15 protein-coding genes are annotated in these 14776 nt (G+C 33.9%); 5 read left to right on the forward strand and 10 right to left on the reverse strand.

Annotated elements, in window-relative coordinates:
• Positions 1 to 24: 24 nt before the first annotated feature.
• Complete coding sequence (locus G564_RS0105615; RefSeq protein ID WP_037373563.1) at positions 25 to 522, reverse strand: hypothetical protein; 498 nt, start codon at positions 520 to 522, stop codon at positions 25 to 27.
• Positions 523 to 1388: 866 nt separating this feature from the next.
• On the opposite strand from G564_RS0105615, the gene G564_RS0105625 reads away from it, so the two are divergent.
• The 3 genes from G564_RS0105625 to G564_RS0105635 are packed head-to-tail and all read left to right on the forward strand — an operon-like array spanning position 1389 to position 4420.
• Positions 1389 to 2855 (forward strand): PAS domain S-box protein, encoded by a 1467-nt coding sequence (locus tag G564_RS0105625; protein WP_029036796.1) that lies wholly within the window; start codon positions 1389 to 1391, stop codon positions 2853 to 2855.
• Positions 2830 to 3237 carry a response regulator gene (locus G564_RS0105630; RefSeq protein WP_029036797.1) on the forward strand — a complete coding sequence of 136 codons (408 nt, stop codon included), beginning with the start codon at positions 2830 to 2832 and terminating at the stop codon, positions 3235 to 3237. The genes G564_RS0105625 and G564_RS0105630 overlap by 26 nt, the downstream gene beginning before the upstream one ends.
• A gap of 40 nt (positions 3238 to 3277) precedes the next feature.
• Positions 3278 to 4420, forward strand: a complete 1143-nt coding sequence (locus tag G564_RS0105635) for a sensor histidine kinase (RefSeq protein ID WP_029036798.1) — start codon at positions 3278 to 3280, stop codon at positions 4418 to 4420.
• Between the two features lie 305 nt (positions 4421 to 4725).
• Here the strand turns inward: G564_RS0105635 and G564_RS0105640 are convergent, their stop codons facing one another.
• The 5 genes from G564_RS0105640 to G564_RS0105690 all read right to left on the reverse strand — a co-directional run bounded on the left by G564_RS0105640 (position 4726) and on the right by G564_RS0105690 (position 9686).
• Positions 4726 to 5190 (reverse strand): hypothetical protein, encoded by a 465-nt coding sequence (locus G564_RS0105640; RefSeq protein WP_029036799.1) that lies wholly within the window; start codon positions 5188 to 5190, stop codon positions 4726 to 4728.
• A gap of 201 nt (positions 5191 to 5391) precedes the next feature.
• Complete coding sequence (locus G564_RS0105650; protein ID WP_029036801.1) at positions 5392 to 5640, reverse strand: hypothetical protein; 249 nt, start codon at positions 5638 to 5640, stop codon at positions 5392 to 5394.
• A 906-nt stretch (positions 5641 to 6546) separates the two neighbouring features.
• A complete protein-coding gene (locus tag G564_RS0105660; protein WP_029036803.1) occupies positions 6547 to 6954 on the reverse strand; it encodes a BLUF domain-containing protein in 408 nt (135 codons plus the stop codon).
• Between the two features lie 882 nt (positions 6955 to 7836).
• Complete coding sequence (locus G564_RS0105675; RefSeq protein WP_029036804.1) at positions 7837 to 8208, reverse strand: hypothetical protein; 372 nt, start codon at positions 8206 to 8208, stop codon at positions 7837 to 7839.
• 1109 nt (positions 8209 to 9317) lie between these two features.
• Positions 9318 to 9686, reverse strand: coding sequence for a hypothetical protein (locus tag G564_RS0105690; protein WP_156879182.1), 369 nt, complete (start codon positions 9684 to 9686; stop codon positions 9318 to 9320).
• 207 nt (positions 9687 to 9893) lie between these two features.
• Between G564_RS0105690 and G564_RS0105695 the strand changes: the two genes are divergently transcribed.
• On the forward strand, positions 9894 to 11480 hold the full coding sequence (locus G564_RS0105695; protein WP_029036807.1) for a DnaJ domain-containing protein: 1587 nt from the start codon (positions 9894 to 9896) through the stop codon (positions 11478 to 11480).
• Positions 11481 to 12152: 672 nt separating this feature from the next.
• On the opposite strand, the gene G564_RS0105700 is transcribed toward G564_RS0105695, so the two are convergent.
• The 4 genes from G564_RS0105700 to G564_RS0105715 are packed head-to-tail and all read right to left on the reverse strand — an operon-like array spanning position 12153 to position 14225.
• Positions 12153 to 12536, reverse strand: coding sequence for a hypothetical protein (locus G564_RS0105700; RefSeq protein WP_029036808.1), 384 nt, complete (start codon positions 12534 to 12536; stop codon positions 12153 to 12155).
• Positions 12537 to 12551: 15 nt separating this feature from the next.
• A complete protein-coding gene (locus G564_RS0105705) occupies positions 12552 to 12842 on the reverse strand; it encodes a hypothetical protein (RefSeq protein WP_029036809.1) in 291 nt (96 codons plus the stop codon).
• A gap of 12 nt (positions 12843 to 12854) precedes the next feature.
• Positions 12855 to 13337, reverse strand: coding sequence for a hypothetical protein (locus G564_RS0105710; protein ID WP_156879183.1), 483 nt, complete (start codon positions 13335 to 13337; stop codon positions 12855 to 12857).
• 45 nt (positions 13338 to 13382) lie between these two features.
• On the reverse strand, positions 13383 to 14225 hold the full coding sequence (locus tag G564_RS0105715) for a hypothetical protein (RefSeq protein WP_029036811.1): 843 nt from the start codon (positions 14223 to 14225) through the stop codon (positions 13383 to 13385).
• Positions 14226 to 14402: 177 nt separating this feature from the next.
• On the opposite strand from G564_RS0105715, the gene G564_RS0105720 reads away from it, so the two are divergent.
• Complete coding sequence (locus tag G564_RS0105720; RefSeq protein ID WP_156879185.1) at positions 14403 to 14774, forward strand: hypothetical protein; 372 nt, start codon at positions 14403 to 14405, stop codon at positions 14772 to 14774.
• Positions 14775 to 14776: the final 2 nt, after the last annotated feature.

Here is a 14776-nt window from a genome sequence, read left to right on the forward strand (position 1 = left end):
AGGGCTCCGGAGAGCCCCTTCTGATTAATTTATATTGTAAATTTCTCTAGTATTGTACTCGTGAGATCCATATCTCTCTTTTATCTCTTCTAAGCTTTTTCTGCTTTTCCCTTTTTGTTTATAATCTTGAGGACTAAAATACCAGTTCTTTTTTTGCCTAGCCCATCTGGCATTGTTATAGCCTTCTATTTGTATCTCCTTAATTGCTTTCCTCTGTCTATACATTGCGCCAGGCTTAATGTCTTCTAGCCAAATAAAGCTACCTACAAAACTGATTTGAATATCTGTTAGTTTCTCAAACTTTTTAATGATGTCGTAGAAGCTCTCAGCGGAAAATTCTTTATCAGCCTCAAACCCTGTACTAAACTTAAGCTTGCTAGTTAAGGTTTGAAATTCCTTGTACATCGCTACAAAGTCGGCTTGTGAATCATAGCCGCTTGTGTCCGGGTGCAACTGAATGCTTAATTTTCTAAATAGATTTTTTGCTTCATTTAAATTCTGAACATTTTTAAAGTAATTCATGATGTAGTGATTTTGATAATTATTGACACAACAGAGATAATGTTCTTTTACATACTTTGCAAGATAAAAATGAACTTTTTATTTAGTTTAACATCTGCTAGGGCTTGGGAATAGGAAGAAAGTTCTACATGACCATTAATGAACATTTTTTAAAACGATTAAACCCACTTTAAACCTTCCTTTAAGATTTGGTTATTAATTTAAAATTTGTTTTAGAAAAATCTTTCCCTGAATATCTTTATAAATTTTAGATTCTGTCCGGGCTGCCGTATAATTTTTAATAGTAGGGAAAAACAGGTAGGGGTGGGGCGAAATCTTACTTTAAGCCGGGGGCACTTTCCTTACGGTACCTCTTAAACCTGGCGCTTTATTAAAAATGTTCAAATTTTGTGAACAGGGAGTTTCAGTTGTATTAGCTAAAATGGAACTTTTGACTGATTCTTTATAATGTCCCAGAAAGACTTTTCGAAATCCGGCTAAAGAAGCTCAAAAACCGTCCATTTTGCCCCCGGTCTTTTTATTCCGATATTTTTCTTCAGGTAAGAAAACAGAAATTTTAGAAAATTTCACTCATGTAGAAAACCCGGAACGGGAGAAAAATACTACATTCCGAAACGCCTCCTTCTCCTGACGGGCTCGTCTTTTGGCGATCAATTGAAATCACAATTATATTCTTTGCGATATATCCTTAATAAACCTATTGAATACTGCAGTAATGGTAACTCTGAAGTCCATTATCAACATTATGTAGGAAGAAAGCTACAGTAAGTTATCGAGATATCGTTAAAGAGTAAGAAAATTCCTTGAAAAGTCAGAATTGATAAAATTAATAAATTTTTTAAGAAAATTTTAACTACTATTGGGGGATGGAATTAGTGAATAAAAATATTGAAAATCCGGTTCACTTAAGAAAGATTATGAAAGATAAATGTAAAATTTTGTTTAAAAATTTACCTCTAGCTTGTTTGCTTCTCAAACCAGACGGGGAAGAGTTTATTGTGAGTGATGTAAACGATGAGTTTTGTAGAATTTTGGGAAAGAAAAGAAAAAATATTCTGAATCTATCAATTCGGGAAATTTTTCAATATAAAACAGTACAATTTGAGACTGTAACCGCTTCTCTACGCCAGACTCTCTTAGACAAAAAGCCTGTCATTTTTGATTATCTCGGCTATGATAACACAAAGACAAGCCAGGAGAGTTTTTGGCAGGTTACTAATATTCCTATAAAAGAAAATGATCAGGAGAATATCACTTATATTCTTCACTTACCATGGGACAAAACAGCAGAGGTTATTGAGGAAAGAAAAAGATTAGATACAGAAAGAGAACTGGAGGAAAAGAAATCAGAAAATGATTGTTTTATACAAAAAAGCCAGGACGGTTTATTCTCTTTAGATCCAAAAGGAAATTTTTTAAGTGTGAATGCTGGGATCGTTAATCTCGCCGAGGTTCCTGCTGAACAACTACTTAAAATGAATTTTTTACCATTTTGTTCGGCTCAGTACCGTGACCAAATTTTTGGTTCCTTTTTGAAGGCTCTTGGTGGAGAGGATCAAAACTTTGAAGCAGATTTTATTTCTTCTAAGGGGAGAAAAGTAATCCTTGATGTTTCGTTGGTACCCATGAAGATTCACGGCGAAATAATGGGAGTATATGGTATAGCCAGAGATATTACGAATAAAAAACTCTCGGAAAAAATCATTAAAGAACAGCAGGATCAATTGATAGGAAGTAAGAATAAATTCAGGGCTCTCGTACAGGAGTCGTCAGATCTCACGGGTATATTAGACCTGGAGGGAAACTACAAGTTTGTAAGTGAATCTTCAATTTCTATTTTGGGAATTTCTCCTCAGGAATTTACAGGTAAAAATGCATTCGATTTCATTCATCCGGATGACAAAGAAACGGTCATGTCATATTTTATACAAGCGCAAAATAAGAAGCAGGTAAATATTCCCTCCCTTAGGTTTATTGATAGGGAAGGAAACTACAGATGGCTCCAAACAACTGTGACCAATCTTACAAATGATCCATTTGTTATGGGATTTGTAACTAATTCTAGAGATATAACCGAATCCAAACTACTATGGGAGGAGACTCTTAGACAGAATAAAATTCTTAATACAATAGCCTGGGAACATGCGCATATAGTACGTGCTCCGGTAGTAAGATTGAAGAGCTTACTTGATTTGATGCAAAGGGAGAATTATAAGATTTGGGATAAAAAGGAACTAGTTCGATTGATGAATGTTTCTTTAGAAGAATTGGATAATATAATTTTAGAAACGGTTAGAAAAACTGAAGATGTTGAAAACAGACAGCCAAACTGAAAACCTTCCAGAAATTCTTATTTTGGAAGATGATCTTATTATTGCCAAACTCCAAGAATATCTAGTGGAGAAAGTTTGCAGAAGAAGTCCACTTATATTTAAAAACGGGAAAGAAGCTATTGATTATTTAGACACGAGAACAGAAAGAGAAAGAGATATTCTGGTGCTACTGGATATTAACATGCCTATTATGAACGGGTGGGAATTTATGGAAGCCTGTGAAAAGAGAGCATATAAGTTCCAGATCCATGTTGTTATAGTGACTTCCTCGCTATTTAAAGAGGATTGTGAAAAAGCAAAACAATTTGATGGTATTATTGGCTATTATACCAAGCCTCTTAAAAAAGAAGATATGCAGGAAATCATGAAACTAAAAAAATGAGAACAGGATTTTTTACTACCTGTTAAAAACTTTTCCTATTATGAGCCAAAGCAAAAAAAAAGATATCTCACTTGATCAAATTGTAAAAGAATTTAGGTTTGTAATTGATCTAATGCCACAAATGGTTTGGGCAACTCGAGGTGATGGTTACCATGATTTTTTCAATGAGCGGTGGTATGAATTTACAGGGCTCTCTTTTGAAGAGACAAAGAATCAGGGCTGGTCGCTGGTGCTTCATCCTGACGATTATGACCGGACATGGGAAGTGTGGCAAAATTCTTTAGATACCGGAGTCACTTATGAAATTGAATATCGAATGAGAAAATTCGATGGATCTTATAATTGGTTTCTTGCTCGCGCCCAACCTCTACGAGACGAGAGGGGAAACATTTTAAAGTGGTTTGGAACATGCACAGATATCCAGGAACAAAGAAAATTATTAGAAGAACTCCAACAAACAAAAGCTGAGCTTTATAATGCTAACAATGAATTAAAAAATTCCAATGATGAATTAAAAAGAATTAATCTGGAACTAGATAACTTCGTTTATTCTGCCTCTCATGATCTTAAGGCACCTTTAAATAATTTAGAAGGACTTATTAGTCTTCTAGAGCCTTCCAAAGAAGGTATAGCAAACCAAAGTGAAATTTTTGAAATGATGAGTGCTTCTGTGAAGCGTTATAAACAGGTCATAGATGATATGACTCTCATTGCGCAAACAGCAAAGTTTCAATATACGGCACCTCAAGTATATTTAGCTCCTTTAATAGAGGAAATAAAAAGTGATCTAAGTAATCTTATCAGCTCCAACCATGCCTCTATATTCCAAGAGCTTAAAGTTGAATATTTACATTATTCAAAAAAGGATATAAGAAGTATTTTATTCAATTTGATTTCAAATGGGATTAAATACCGTCATTCTGATCGCCCTCCGGTGATCACCGTCCGCACTGATTCGACTCCTGAAGGAATACATTTAGAAGTAGAGGACAACGGTTGCGGAATAAAAAATGAATTAATTCCGAGTCTGTTCAATAAATATTTTAGAATCAAGTCTTCGGTAGGAGGATCAGGTTTGGGGTTGTTTATTGTAAAAAGACTGGTGGAAAATCGGGACGGAAGAATAGTAGTTACGAGTGAAGAAGGAAGAGGATCAAAATTTACAGTAATTCTTAAAGTCTAAAATACTTCACTTCATCACCCGGAGAGGTCATGGTACTGAAATGGGGTAAGTAATTAAAGGTCAAACTAAAGTAAGTTGTTTATTTTTCGCTAAAACTCTCTTAAGGTATTAATGAACATTTCTTAGAAAATTAAAATAATTACTTTTGAGGGAGCGAGTTCAAATAAAATAACTATCACGAGGTTAGGGAAGGGGCGGAGTAAAAAAGAGTGCTGCCTGGGGCGTTTATCTTTAGGGTACTTTTAGCCAATTACACGCTTATTATTTTCTCCTTAAAAATTTTTTTTGATGAAAGAAAGGTCTGGTCAACTAGAGACCTGTGTGATTAGATCTTTAAAAAGTGCCAATTTGTATCTATTACTCTTCAGTTCTAAGTCTACAAATCTTTTAACCCCTTCAGGCAAATCCTTATTGTAGGGTGTTTTCCGTTGGTGTAAAGATTCAAATTTATTCGTCAATTGCAAAGCCAGGGAATAAAAGCTCTTACTTTTTTGGAAACTCTGCTCATTTAGAGCAGATACTATTTCATAGTGGCTTTTCTGCCAACTCTCAAAACCATTAGGAAACCGGGAGTCAAGAACCAACTGAAACTCTTCTCTGGGCATGTCCGCAATATGATTCTGCTCGATATTCTCTTTTCCTTCCGAAAGGTCATATACTCCTATGGTGTCATATAGTTCTTCTGCTTCACTTATTGGTACTGAACGATAATCTACCTCTCCATCTTGGCGATTCTTAAAGTAAACGGCTCTAAAGCAATAATTTTTCATGTTTAGTATTTCTGTAACCTACAGCTCCCCATATCCTTCCAAAATTTGTAAAGTTCTTCTGGAATATGAACCTCTGTTACTGGAACTTCTCTCATGGATTTAGCAATAGGGATCCGTATTAATTCTCTTTGACAGGATATTAAGTTGATCCAAACGACTTCCCGGAACGGTTTTTTCCCCTTTGTATAATCAACTATAGTTTTATTTGCCATTTTCAAGTAGTTCAATTGTTCCAAGTGCGGTGACAAGGGTTTTATTTTTTATATTTCTTAATCTTCTTTTCTGAACAATATAAAATGCAATGGAACCCAACAAAAGCATTGGATAGAGCAAGCAGAAAACAAAGAAATTTACTTCATAATAAGAGATGTTCATAATGTTTGCCAGATTGATAAGAAAATCTGTGCAATAGACATATAGGGACATAGCATGTTCCACTAAGTAATTCATTTCCGTCTCTTTAAAGTGGATATCTCATCTTGCATATTCATAGACTTCACAAGAAAGAACCAAAGTAATAAGGGCACTATGATCACCAGAAAAACAATATTTGCCAAGCCATAGTTTCCTGTGCTCTTAAGTAGATTTATTGCTCCAAAGTAAATCGGGTCTGTGTATTGAAAATAAGAACTCAAGTAAGTAACATGGTTTTGCTTACAGAATCCGGTATCGTTGTGACATATCCAGGTGCATTTTACTGTATTTCTTTTCGCAGAATTTATTGCTGTTATGTTATGTTTTGAGTATGGCTCATCTGGGTTTTTTTGTCTTGAAATTTCGTTCACTATTATCATCATCAGAAATGGAAGGACTAATAGGGTCAAATTTCTAATTGTTCTTTTCATAATTAAAAATTAGTCCTAAAGTTTTTTTGACTTCGAGTGAATGTCTATTCCTAATGAGACTACAGAAATAGGGAAAAAATATTTTATAGAAAAGACTGTCGTAATATTTTTCTTGTCTAGCAGTTATAGGTCTCAGAAAGCACTTTGGTACAATACACCGATATGTGTCTAATGATCTAAGCTATACTTAATTTTTAATCAAAATTCTCCTTTTTTATAGGGATTTTAGCCACCGCTCTTTTTGCCGGGCACAGGAAGATTCTGATATAGGTAATTAGGGAAGTCGAGAACTGGAGTAGATGAAAATTCGTGAAATTTATTAGAGGAAAAAGTTATTCAGTAAAAATAGAAAACCTCAGGTTGAATAATTCAATTATTCTGACCCAAGGTTTTTGTATATAAAAGTGATTTAAATATAAGATAAATAGGAATAGTAATTATAATGGCAGGACATTTTTTTCTTTCTAAATAACAATAATAAAATCTTCTGGATAATTTGATGCACGATCTTTCATCGAGTTGATATAAATCTTTCTAGCATTCTCTCCATAGTTTTTCTAACATCTAAAGGTATTCCGAGGAGAGCTTCACTATATTCTGAAGGGATTTCATAAGTGGAAATTTTTTCATCCGTCAGAATATCAACTTTATAACCATCGTAAGAGCCTGTTGGGATATCTCTCCCTATTATTTGGATAATACCATGATGACGGGAATCCTTTTCTATCTTTTGAAAAATTTCTAAAACAACTTCCTTCTCACCCTCTAAAATTTGAAAAAAATTTCCGTCAGAATATAGTAATATTCCCTTTATTTCTAATGATCGGTTCTTTTCTGCACAAAATTCGAGAAGTTGCCTTACTTCCAGATAATCTAAATCCTTACTGGCAGTACTTAAATAACAAATTGCATGTCTCATTTCTACTATTTTTAATTAAAATAAGGGGAGTTTTTGATAACATATAAAAAGCAAAGGTTTTTAACAATAATTTGAGGAAAAGTTATTGAATATAAAGGGAGGAGCAAAACATTTTTCAGGGATCAAAATTTTGAATAATTTTGTCAACCTATTAAACATAAATGGTTGCATTGTATTTAGGACTTTTCTTACTAGTGGTCGGGATTGTGATTTTCTTTGCATGGAAAAAGCTCCGTAGTGAGCGAAAATTTATTCGAGAACAAATAAAATGCCTAGAAAAGAAAGAAGAAGAATTGTGTGAATGAGATTGTAATATTTAAAAAGTCAAATTTGTATAATTTTTTTATTTCCTCTAATATTAGAATAAAATAACTGCTCTTCCTCTTAAGCACAGTGAGTTAAACTTTTATCAAAAACAGTTTTATTAATTCATTTCGTTTAATTTAGAGAGAAATATTTGTTGGGCTAAAACTCAGGACGTTTTAGGGGGGCGTTTTGAGTTTTTTCTTTTTTGGAGCTTTATTAAAAGACACAAATTTTCTTAAAATTAATGATTTGATTCTTTATTAAACCAATGAAGAGGTGAAAATCGGAACCTTCACCTCTTCTTACCAAAAACATTAAAATCTGGAAGACTTCTTCACTAAGATAGTTTAAATATTTCAAAGAATTAATAGTCTCCCGGCTGGACTCTTAATTGAATAGTAATAAAAAGATAAAAAAACCCCCGCCATAGCAGGGGTCAAATCTCCAAAAAACTGTAGGGGGAAACCATTGGAGAAAGAAAAGTTTCTATACGATTATAAAAAAAACAAAAAGAAATATCACCAGTTACAGCCAGCGTTCTTTGGGCAGTAAAGGATCTTAAAGTTTTATCATTTTTCAAAAATTAGAGGTACAATTGGTGAGACTGATTACTACAAATAAACCTATGAGAGTTAAACTTAAACCCACGCATATTGGCAATACATAGGACTCTTTTTTCTGCTCATCCCGAGAAAAGTCTTTTAACTCTTCCTGATTATTTAGTTGAAATAATACTTTTGAGAATCCAATTTCTTTGGCGTCCTTACCCTTAGGTGTCAAAACTACTTTGTCATTTACAAGGTCTATCAGTTGGTATTTTAGAAGCTCATTAAAAACTTCAACAAAAGAGTCCTGGGCTAAAATCGGAACTGGATCTCCTTGTTCAATAAGGGAAATGATTTCTTCTACTGATGTCTCTGAGTTCATATATAATTGTAAATCAGTCATAATATTCAAAAATAAAAAGTGGTGAAAATATGACTTTGGTCATGTTTTAAGTGTTAAAATTCTTAAAACCTACAATCTTGATCTATTTTAGATGCTCAGAATATTCAAAAACAGAACTAAACTAATTAAAAATGTACCACTTACATTAATTTCTATGGTTTTTCGTTTATTAACAGAAAAAGGCATTAAGTTTTCCATAATACAATTGAAGGTGCATCTTTTTCTGACATTTGATAAGCCGGCAAAATTTTCCAGGTAATTTCTCTAAAAGCCTAAACGTTTTAGTTCAAGAGGTCTGAAGAATATTTTTTTAATCAATATAAAAAGTATTAGTTAAATCCTTTATATTTAAGGTCTCATAATTAAGCTGTTAAACTTCGAGAGGGGTAAAGTGTTGTGACTTTATCCCTTTTTCTATAAATCGAGCTAAAGGTTATTTGATTTCTCTATACTTGGTTAGTAAAGAATAAGGCAGGGGTAGAGAGACCTTTACCTTTTTAATTTAAAACCCTAGCCTTTTTTTTCATTAGGTCTAACTACTCAATATCCTCTAGGAGTCTTGAAATATGATAAGACTCTTTCTGGAGTTCCGTTATCAGAATCTTCTACAATTAAGTGGTTGTCTTTTAGATCTTTATTCTTTATATTTAAAGTGTCGTAATCAAACTAAAAAGATAAACCCGTTCACGGCTTACTTATACTGAGATATTGTGGGTTTGGCATTAGAAGTTTAAATTATCCCGTCATGAGTAAAATTAGAGATATGTAGAAAGGAATTTATCCTAGTGTTTCTTGTAGGCATAATATCTTTCATACTATATATTATTTGGTTATTCTAACCAGGAACAGTAAAATCCCTCCCTATTGGACAAATGAATTTTTATGGCTCAAGTTCCTTTAGGAGAGGGTCAAACTGTTGATCAAAGTTCTTTTGCGAATGACTTTCATGTAACTTTCCAAATCTTTTCAATTACCTCCGTTTTTCGATATCTAATGGAGAAAATTTATCTTCATTATGTAATTGATCTTCATCCAGATTATTTGTATTGGGTTCAAAAAGATAAAGTTGTTGAGAAGAAAAAATTTCTAGATAAATATACTCATTACACTTAATTTTCGGGTTGTCTAAAAGACAAATCCAGCAGAAACCTGTAATGTAGTTGAACCTCTGGATCGTTGGGATCACTTTGTATTAGATCCAGAGACGGAGGATCATTTGTTTGTAAAAGAGCAGTAGTAAGTACTCTGCCGTCTTTTGATGTACACACAAATATTGGATCTCCATCCTCATTTTTTAAACGGGATTGAATAATTAGAGACTGAATATCTTTGCCTTCAGGAGTATCTGATATAATTGTTATTTCTTGATCAGATACTATGATCTTCCTGTTTATGTCTTCTATTAATCCGGAGGGGAAGTGCTGTGTATAAGGTGAAGTATAGGTAGTTTGGCTCCACATGAAAGATGAGAGTACCATAAAAATTAAATTAAATAAAATTTTCATCTTCTGAAGATACTACTTTTTGATGGCTCCCCACTTTTTGACCTATTTAAACACGAACTGTTATCACGTGGAATATTTTATGTGTAAAATTTTGTTCTATTCACTCCTAAACTTTTTCTAATTTTTTTATATTTACAAATACAATCCCCTGATCATCAATTGATTATACATAACTCAGGGATGAATCAAAAAAGCAAAAATTATTATCAGATTCTAGGAGTAGATTCGAATGCTTCACCAGAGCAAATTAGATCTATGTATAAACGCCTAGCAAAAAAGTATCATGCCGATGCAAATATTGACGATCCTATTTTAGAGAAATGGTCTCATGAAAGAATGGCGGAATTAAATGAAGCATATTCTGTTCTAAAAGATCCAGATTTAAGAAAACAGTATGATAAAGAATTTCATGCCTATCATTCGGAAGAAAAAGAGAATTTTATTGAAATTCTTGACTATGAAAAAGGTGTCAAGGAATTACATAATTTGGTAGACATTTATTACTCACAGTTTGATGCTTCTGAGTACAATGAATTTCATAAAAAGAAAACCAAAGAATTAATAAAAAAACATCCAAAAAATTATTTACGTCTAAGTGTACCACATGCTTACAGCTATTCATATTTAAACGATGCGGTTATTTCTGCATTTATCGATGCGACAGAATATTTTAAATTAAAAATTAAAAGGGTAAAAGTTTATTACTTCTTCTCGATTAGTTTTCTAGCACTAGGCGCTTATCAGATTTTTAAGTACAATTCCTTTGATTTAAGTGGTATTATAGCGCTTATTATAGTTACCTTAATAGCAGGTTCTATATTTGACCTTTTATGTAGGTTGGTTAATTTTATTTTCCGGGGATTACAATTTAGTATAAATAAGTTCGCATACATAATATATGGTAGTATAGGTTTTGTTTTTCTAGTACTAGCAATTCCAAGTTGGTCTCCTGCTTCACCTTCAAATGAAACTAACCCTTTACAATTAAAAACTACGCCCGTTGGTGAAGTTGATGATTATTTTGAAGAAAAGGCAGTTACTAATTACATATTAAAAAATGAATCATCCGAAAAAATTGATGTTGCAGTTAGCTATCTGAATAAAGATGGGAACGTTGTTACAGAAGGTTGGTGGGTTGTAGAACCTTATGGGAATACAGAGTTGGAATTAGAAAAACCAGGAGATAAATTATACTTGTATGCAACCTCCTCCAATAATAGTTTAATCTGGGATGGAAGAAATAATGCTAATTCTACTACGAATCCAGTGAGAATAAATTCCAAAAGATTCGAAATTAATGGAAATATTTCTGGATTTGACGGAATTAAATATGAGCATTTCTATCCTATTAATATTAATGAAAGTGGGAAAATGATAAGCTTATCCCCATTTGATAAGAATTGTAACCGTTATTACAATTTAAGCTTGGAAAACCGTTGCTACGAATCTATTTCTGTTGCAGTTCATTATCAGGGTTTAAAAGGAGATTGGATAACAACAGGTTGGTTTATCTTAAAACCTGATGAAACTCTAGATACTGGTTTAAAATTCCAGAATAAGCACGTATACTTCTTTGCTGAATCAAATACTTATAAGTGGTCAAAAGATTCTAGAAATATTACCCGAACAGTAACTTCTGATCGATTTACAATTAAAAATAATTCCGGGTTAGAACCAAATAATCGGAATATTAGGAATGAGAACTTTTTCGAAAGACAAATAGGTATAAATTACGGTACCTATACCCATTTTTTTACCTGCGATTGAGAGCCAGTTAACTGCACTTTTCCAAATCATATTAGATAAAAATGGAATCAAAGGCGAGCTGCAAAAAAAATTGCGCAGGTCGTAGGATACGCCCTTGGATTTATCTAACTCCCAATCTCTCATTAAGCCTTTTCTTTGTACCGGATCTACTCCTAAATCTATAAGATGCTCTTCAATTCGGGACTTTATAAGTGTCTTTACTTCCTTCCGGGAGACGATCTGGTGAGATCTACGTTCATATAACCTCTCCTGGTGATCATAAATATATGTCCATAGAAGAAGCGAAACCTGTGTGCTGGTAGAGCTAATTTTCTTCCCGGCAAATTTGTAATCAAAGGTTACTCCAAGGTGAGCCTCTTCTATTCTACAACTAAGGTGTGAATCTATGGAGTATTTCAAAGAAGAGAATGACAGCTCTAGGCGTTCCAGTTAAGGAAGGGAATTGAGGGCAGTACTCTACAAGTAAACAGGCTAATGAAGAAATACTTCTCAGGCTCTGACATCTCTTCTCACACCTTGGAAAGAGTTTTTGTAGAGGAGTGTGGAATAGCCCTCAACAGTCAGAGAAAGCCCTGATATGCTTCTCTGAGCTGTTCAATCACACCTCTGTATCTGTGACCAGGAAGTATTTGGAATCCGGCAGGAGGAGTTGGATGATATTTACATGAACCTTTAAGAAGAAAGGCTTTTAAATTCAGTACTTCGCCTTATTTTGGTCTCAAGGTCTAATTCAGGGTCTATTAATATTCTGATGTAATCCGGAAGGTAGGAGCTTCTATCAACTTTCTTTAATAGCCGTTCTATAAACCTTTGATGAGTAGTACCACCTATTCTTCCTATGTAGTGAGAAACATAAGTCATGTGCTTAAGAGCTTCATACCACCTCTTCTCCCTGGCTAAAATATCTGCCATTTGGTAGTACATCATGTACCACATTTGATGACCCTCAGAAACAAGCTTTAGCATGTTCTCATTTGCCTTTCTCCATGCTAAGTCATACTCCTTTGTCTTCTTCAGGTCTATAACTTCTTTCACATATACTTCAAAATTATTCATGCAGCTCCATATGACTTAGAACTTGGTATTTTCGAATAGCTCATCATACTTTTTTTCTAATGCTAAATTTATTAAGTAGCCATTCATTTGTACTTTCTTCCATTCTATCTTTACCTTGATGTTTTGAGGTTCTCCATTAGTAAGCATATACTCCATCTCATCTCTTATACCTTCAATTTTATGAGCATTTATTTCCTGCAGCCTTACCAGCTCAGAGAAAGATAACCAAGTTAGCTTCTCAAATATCTGAGGATTTTTGTCTATTGCTTCTTGAGCAATTTTGTTGAGGTCAAGTTGTTCTATCATTGTTTCTTTAATTTATTTTTTATTGTCATAGATCTTTTTTGCAGCCTCAAAAAATTTCTTCAAGGTATCTTCTATGTTAGAGGCTTCAATATCACCCTTTACTATTTTTGTGAGTTTCTCGTTATTGGATCTCGCTAGTTCATCTATTTCTTTGAAGGCTTGACTATCCTTATCCAACATCATCTGGATTTTCGTTATTGTACTGGTTAATTGACTTAGTGATAATGAGGTATTGGCTATTGAATGGTCTTTTGCAGCCCCTCCAAATGGTGATGCTTTTAAACTAGTAGTATTAAATAATGCAGTCATGTATGCCTCCAAATAATCGGAAACATGCAGCCGGAAATCTTCCTTCCATTTGTTCCTAGCCTGGAGTTTAATACTCTGCCTTTGATTGTATAGTGCTATGCCCCCGGCAATGAAAACTAGGAGTAGGGGAGAGATAAGTGTTATAATTTCTTTGAGGGTGTATTCTTCCATAAAATCTAGTATCATTGGCAATGATTTTATTCCCGTAGGAACAGCCATCGGTTGAGACGACTAGTTAAAGGTGTAGCTATATTCTATCCTCCCTACTTGTTCAAATGTCTCATCAAAATCACCTGCTTCGAATACGTCAATTTGATGGATTGAACCATTCTCCTTGTATCCATATTTGTGCTGTTGAACATAATACATTGATGACGTAAAAGTTTTTATAAGAATATCTCCTTGATTGGCATACTCATATTCAGCACGATATTGTGTAGAAACATTTCCCGTATGTGGAGATCTATATGATTCCTTAATCACGTTGTCGTAATTATCATATTCCCAATAGAGAACCCCGTTCTCTTCGTCTTCATTCTGAAAATCTATTTCCTCTTCAATTTTGTTTCCCCTTGAGTCGTATTTGTATGTGTGAATAGTAGGGGGATTATCAAAAAAGTTCCACCAATAATGCATTTCACTCGGATTAGAAGAACTTCCTGAGTAGAAGTAAAGAAACTTTTCTATTAAGCCGTCTTCATCATAGACTTCTTCTTTAGTCAGTCGATTATCTGAATATGTGTAGACATGCCTACTTTTTCCGGAAAGACTCCATTCTTCCATTTCAATTAATTGATCATTCTCATACGTAAAGTCTTGGATATAGAGAATATTCGTTGGAGAGTCCACACTGTTGCCGGGACGGAATTGCCTTTTAATTATTCTACCTTCACTATCATAGGTCTCTGATTCCCATATCAGATCATCAGTAGGACTTGGTTCCCCATATTTGAAAGGAATCATAGTTGCGGTAAAACTTTGGAGATTTTCTTCTGTTTGAGGTGAGTCGGTATCTTCTTTTGAGCAGCCTACAACAATAAAAAAGACAATGAGGGGGAGAATAATTCTTTTCACTTAATTGGGATTTGGTTTGTTCTTTGGTGTAGGGACTATAAATGTATGAAATTTATTGTAGGAAGAATATATATTTCACCCCGGCTTGCATTTCGTTGGCAGATACCAGGGAAAAATCTTATAGGGTATTATGGAGTAATTCCAATTATTATATATTTGTTGGAAACATTCCATACTATGAAATCACAGCTAAAACTACAGGGAAAAGTGGATTTGCACCCACAACCGGAAATAGAGGAAAGCATCAGAGGAGTAGAGTACGACTTCTTTTACACCGGAAAGAGGCAAGCCCTTAGAAGTCCAGTGATAGAGCTACATATCACTTCAACTGTTTGTGACTGGGCAGAGAATGTGTATATAAGGAAAGCCTGGTACATGGGTCACAAAGATCAATGGAAGCAGTGTATAGAAGATCATGTCAGACAACATTTGTTAGATCTTTCTGCTGGACATATGCTCGTCATGCGACTAATGCAGGACTTTGAAATAGGAGAGAAGCACTTTAAGGAATGGGATAAATACAATCCTAATCACTTCCGTACTGCCTGATT

This window comes from Salinimicrobium xinjiangense DSM 19287 (assembly GCF_000423585.1).
GTDB lineage: Bacteria > Bacteroidota > Bacteroidia > Flavobacteriales > Flavobacteriaceae > Salinimicrobium > Salinimicrobium xinjiangense.

Bases quoted from the DNA above. Each gene is read 5' to 3' on its own strand.
- G564_RS0105615 (WP_037373563.1), bottom strand. From the start codon at position 522: ATGAATTACTTTAAAAATGTTCAGAATTTAAATGAAGCAAAAAATCTA.
- G564_RS0105695 (WP_029036807.1), top strand. From the start codon at position 9,894: ATGAATCAAAAAAGCAAAAATTATTATCAGATTCTAGGAGTAGATTCG.
- G564_RS0105640 (WP_029036799.1), bottom strand. From the start codon at position 5,190: ATGAAAAATTATTGCTTTAGAGCCGTTTACTTTAAGAATCGCCAAGAT.
- G564_RS0105660 (WP_029036803.1), bottom strand. From the start codon at position 6,954: ATGAGACATGCAATTTGTTATTTAAGTACTGCCAGTAAGGATTTAGAT.
- G564_RS0105690 (WP_156879182.1), bottom strand. From the start codon at position 9,686: ATGGTACTCTCATCTTTCATGTGGAGCCAAACTACCTATACTTCACCT.
- G564_RS0105635 (WP_029036798.1), top strand. From the start codon at position 3,278: ATGAGCCAAAGCAAAAAAAAAGATATCTCACTTGATCAAATTGTAAAA.
- G564_RS0105720 (WP_156879185.1), top strand. From the start codon at position 14,403: ATGAAATCACAGCTAAAACTACAGGGAAAAGTGGATTTGCACCCACAA.
- G564_RS0105630 (WP_029036797.1), top strand. From the start codon at position 2,830: ATGTTGAAAACAGACAGCCAAACTGAAAACCTTCCAGAAATTCTTATT.
- G564_RS0105705 (WP_029036809.1), bottom strand. From the start codon at position 12,842: ATGATAGAACAACTTGACCTCAACAAAATTGCTCAAGAAGCAATAGAC.
- G564_RS0105675 (WP_029036804.1), bottom strand. From the start codon at position 8,208: ATGACTGATTTACAATTATATATGAACTCAGAGACATCAGTAGAAGAA.
- G564_RS0105625 (WP_029036796.1), top strand. From the start codon at position 1,389: ATGGAATTAGTGAATAAAAATATTGAAAATCCGGTTCACTTAAGAAAG.
- G564_RS0105710 (WP_156879183.1), bottom strand. From the start codon at position 13,337: ATGATACTAGATTTTATGGAAGAATACACCCTCAAAGAAATTATAACA.
- G564_RS0105700 (WP_029036808.1), bottom strand. From the start codon at position 12,536: ATGAATAATTTTGAAGTATATGTGAAAGAAGTTATAGACCTGAAGAAG.
- G564_RS0105650 (WP_029036801.1), bottom strand. From the start codon at position 5,640: ATGAATTACTTAGTGGAACATGCTATGTCCCTATATGTCTATTGCACA.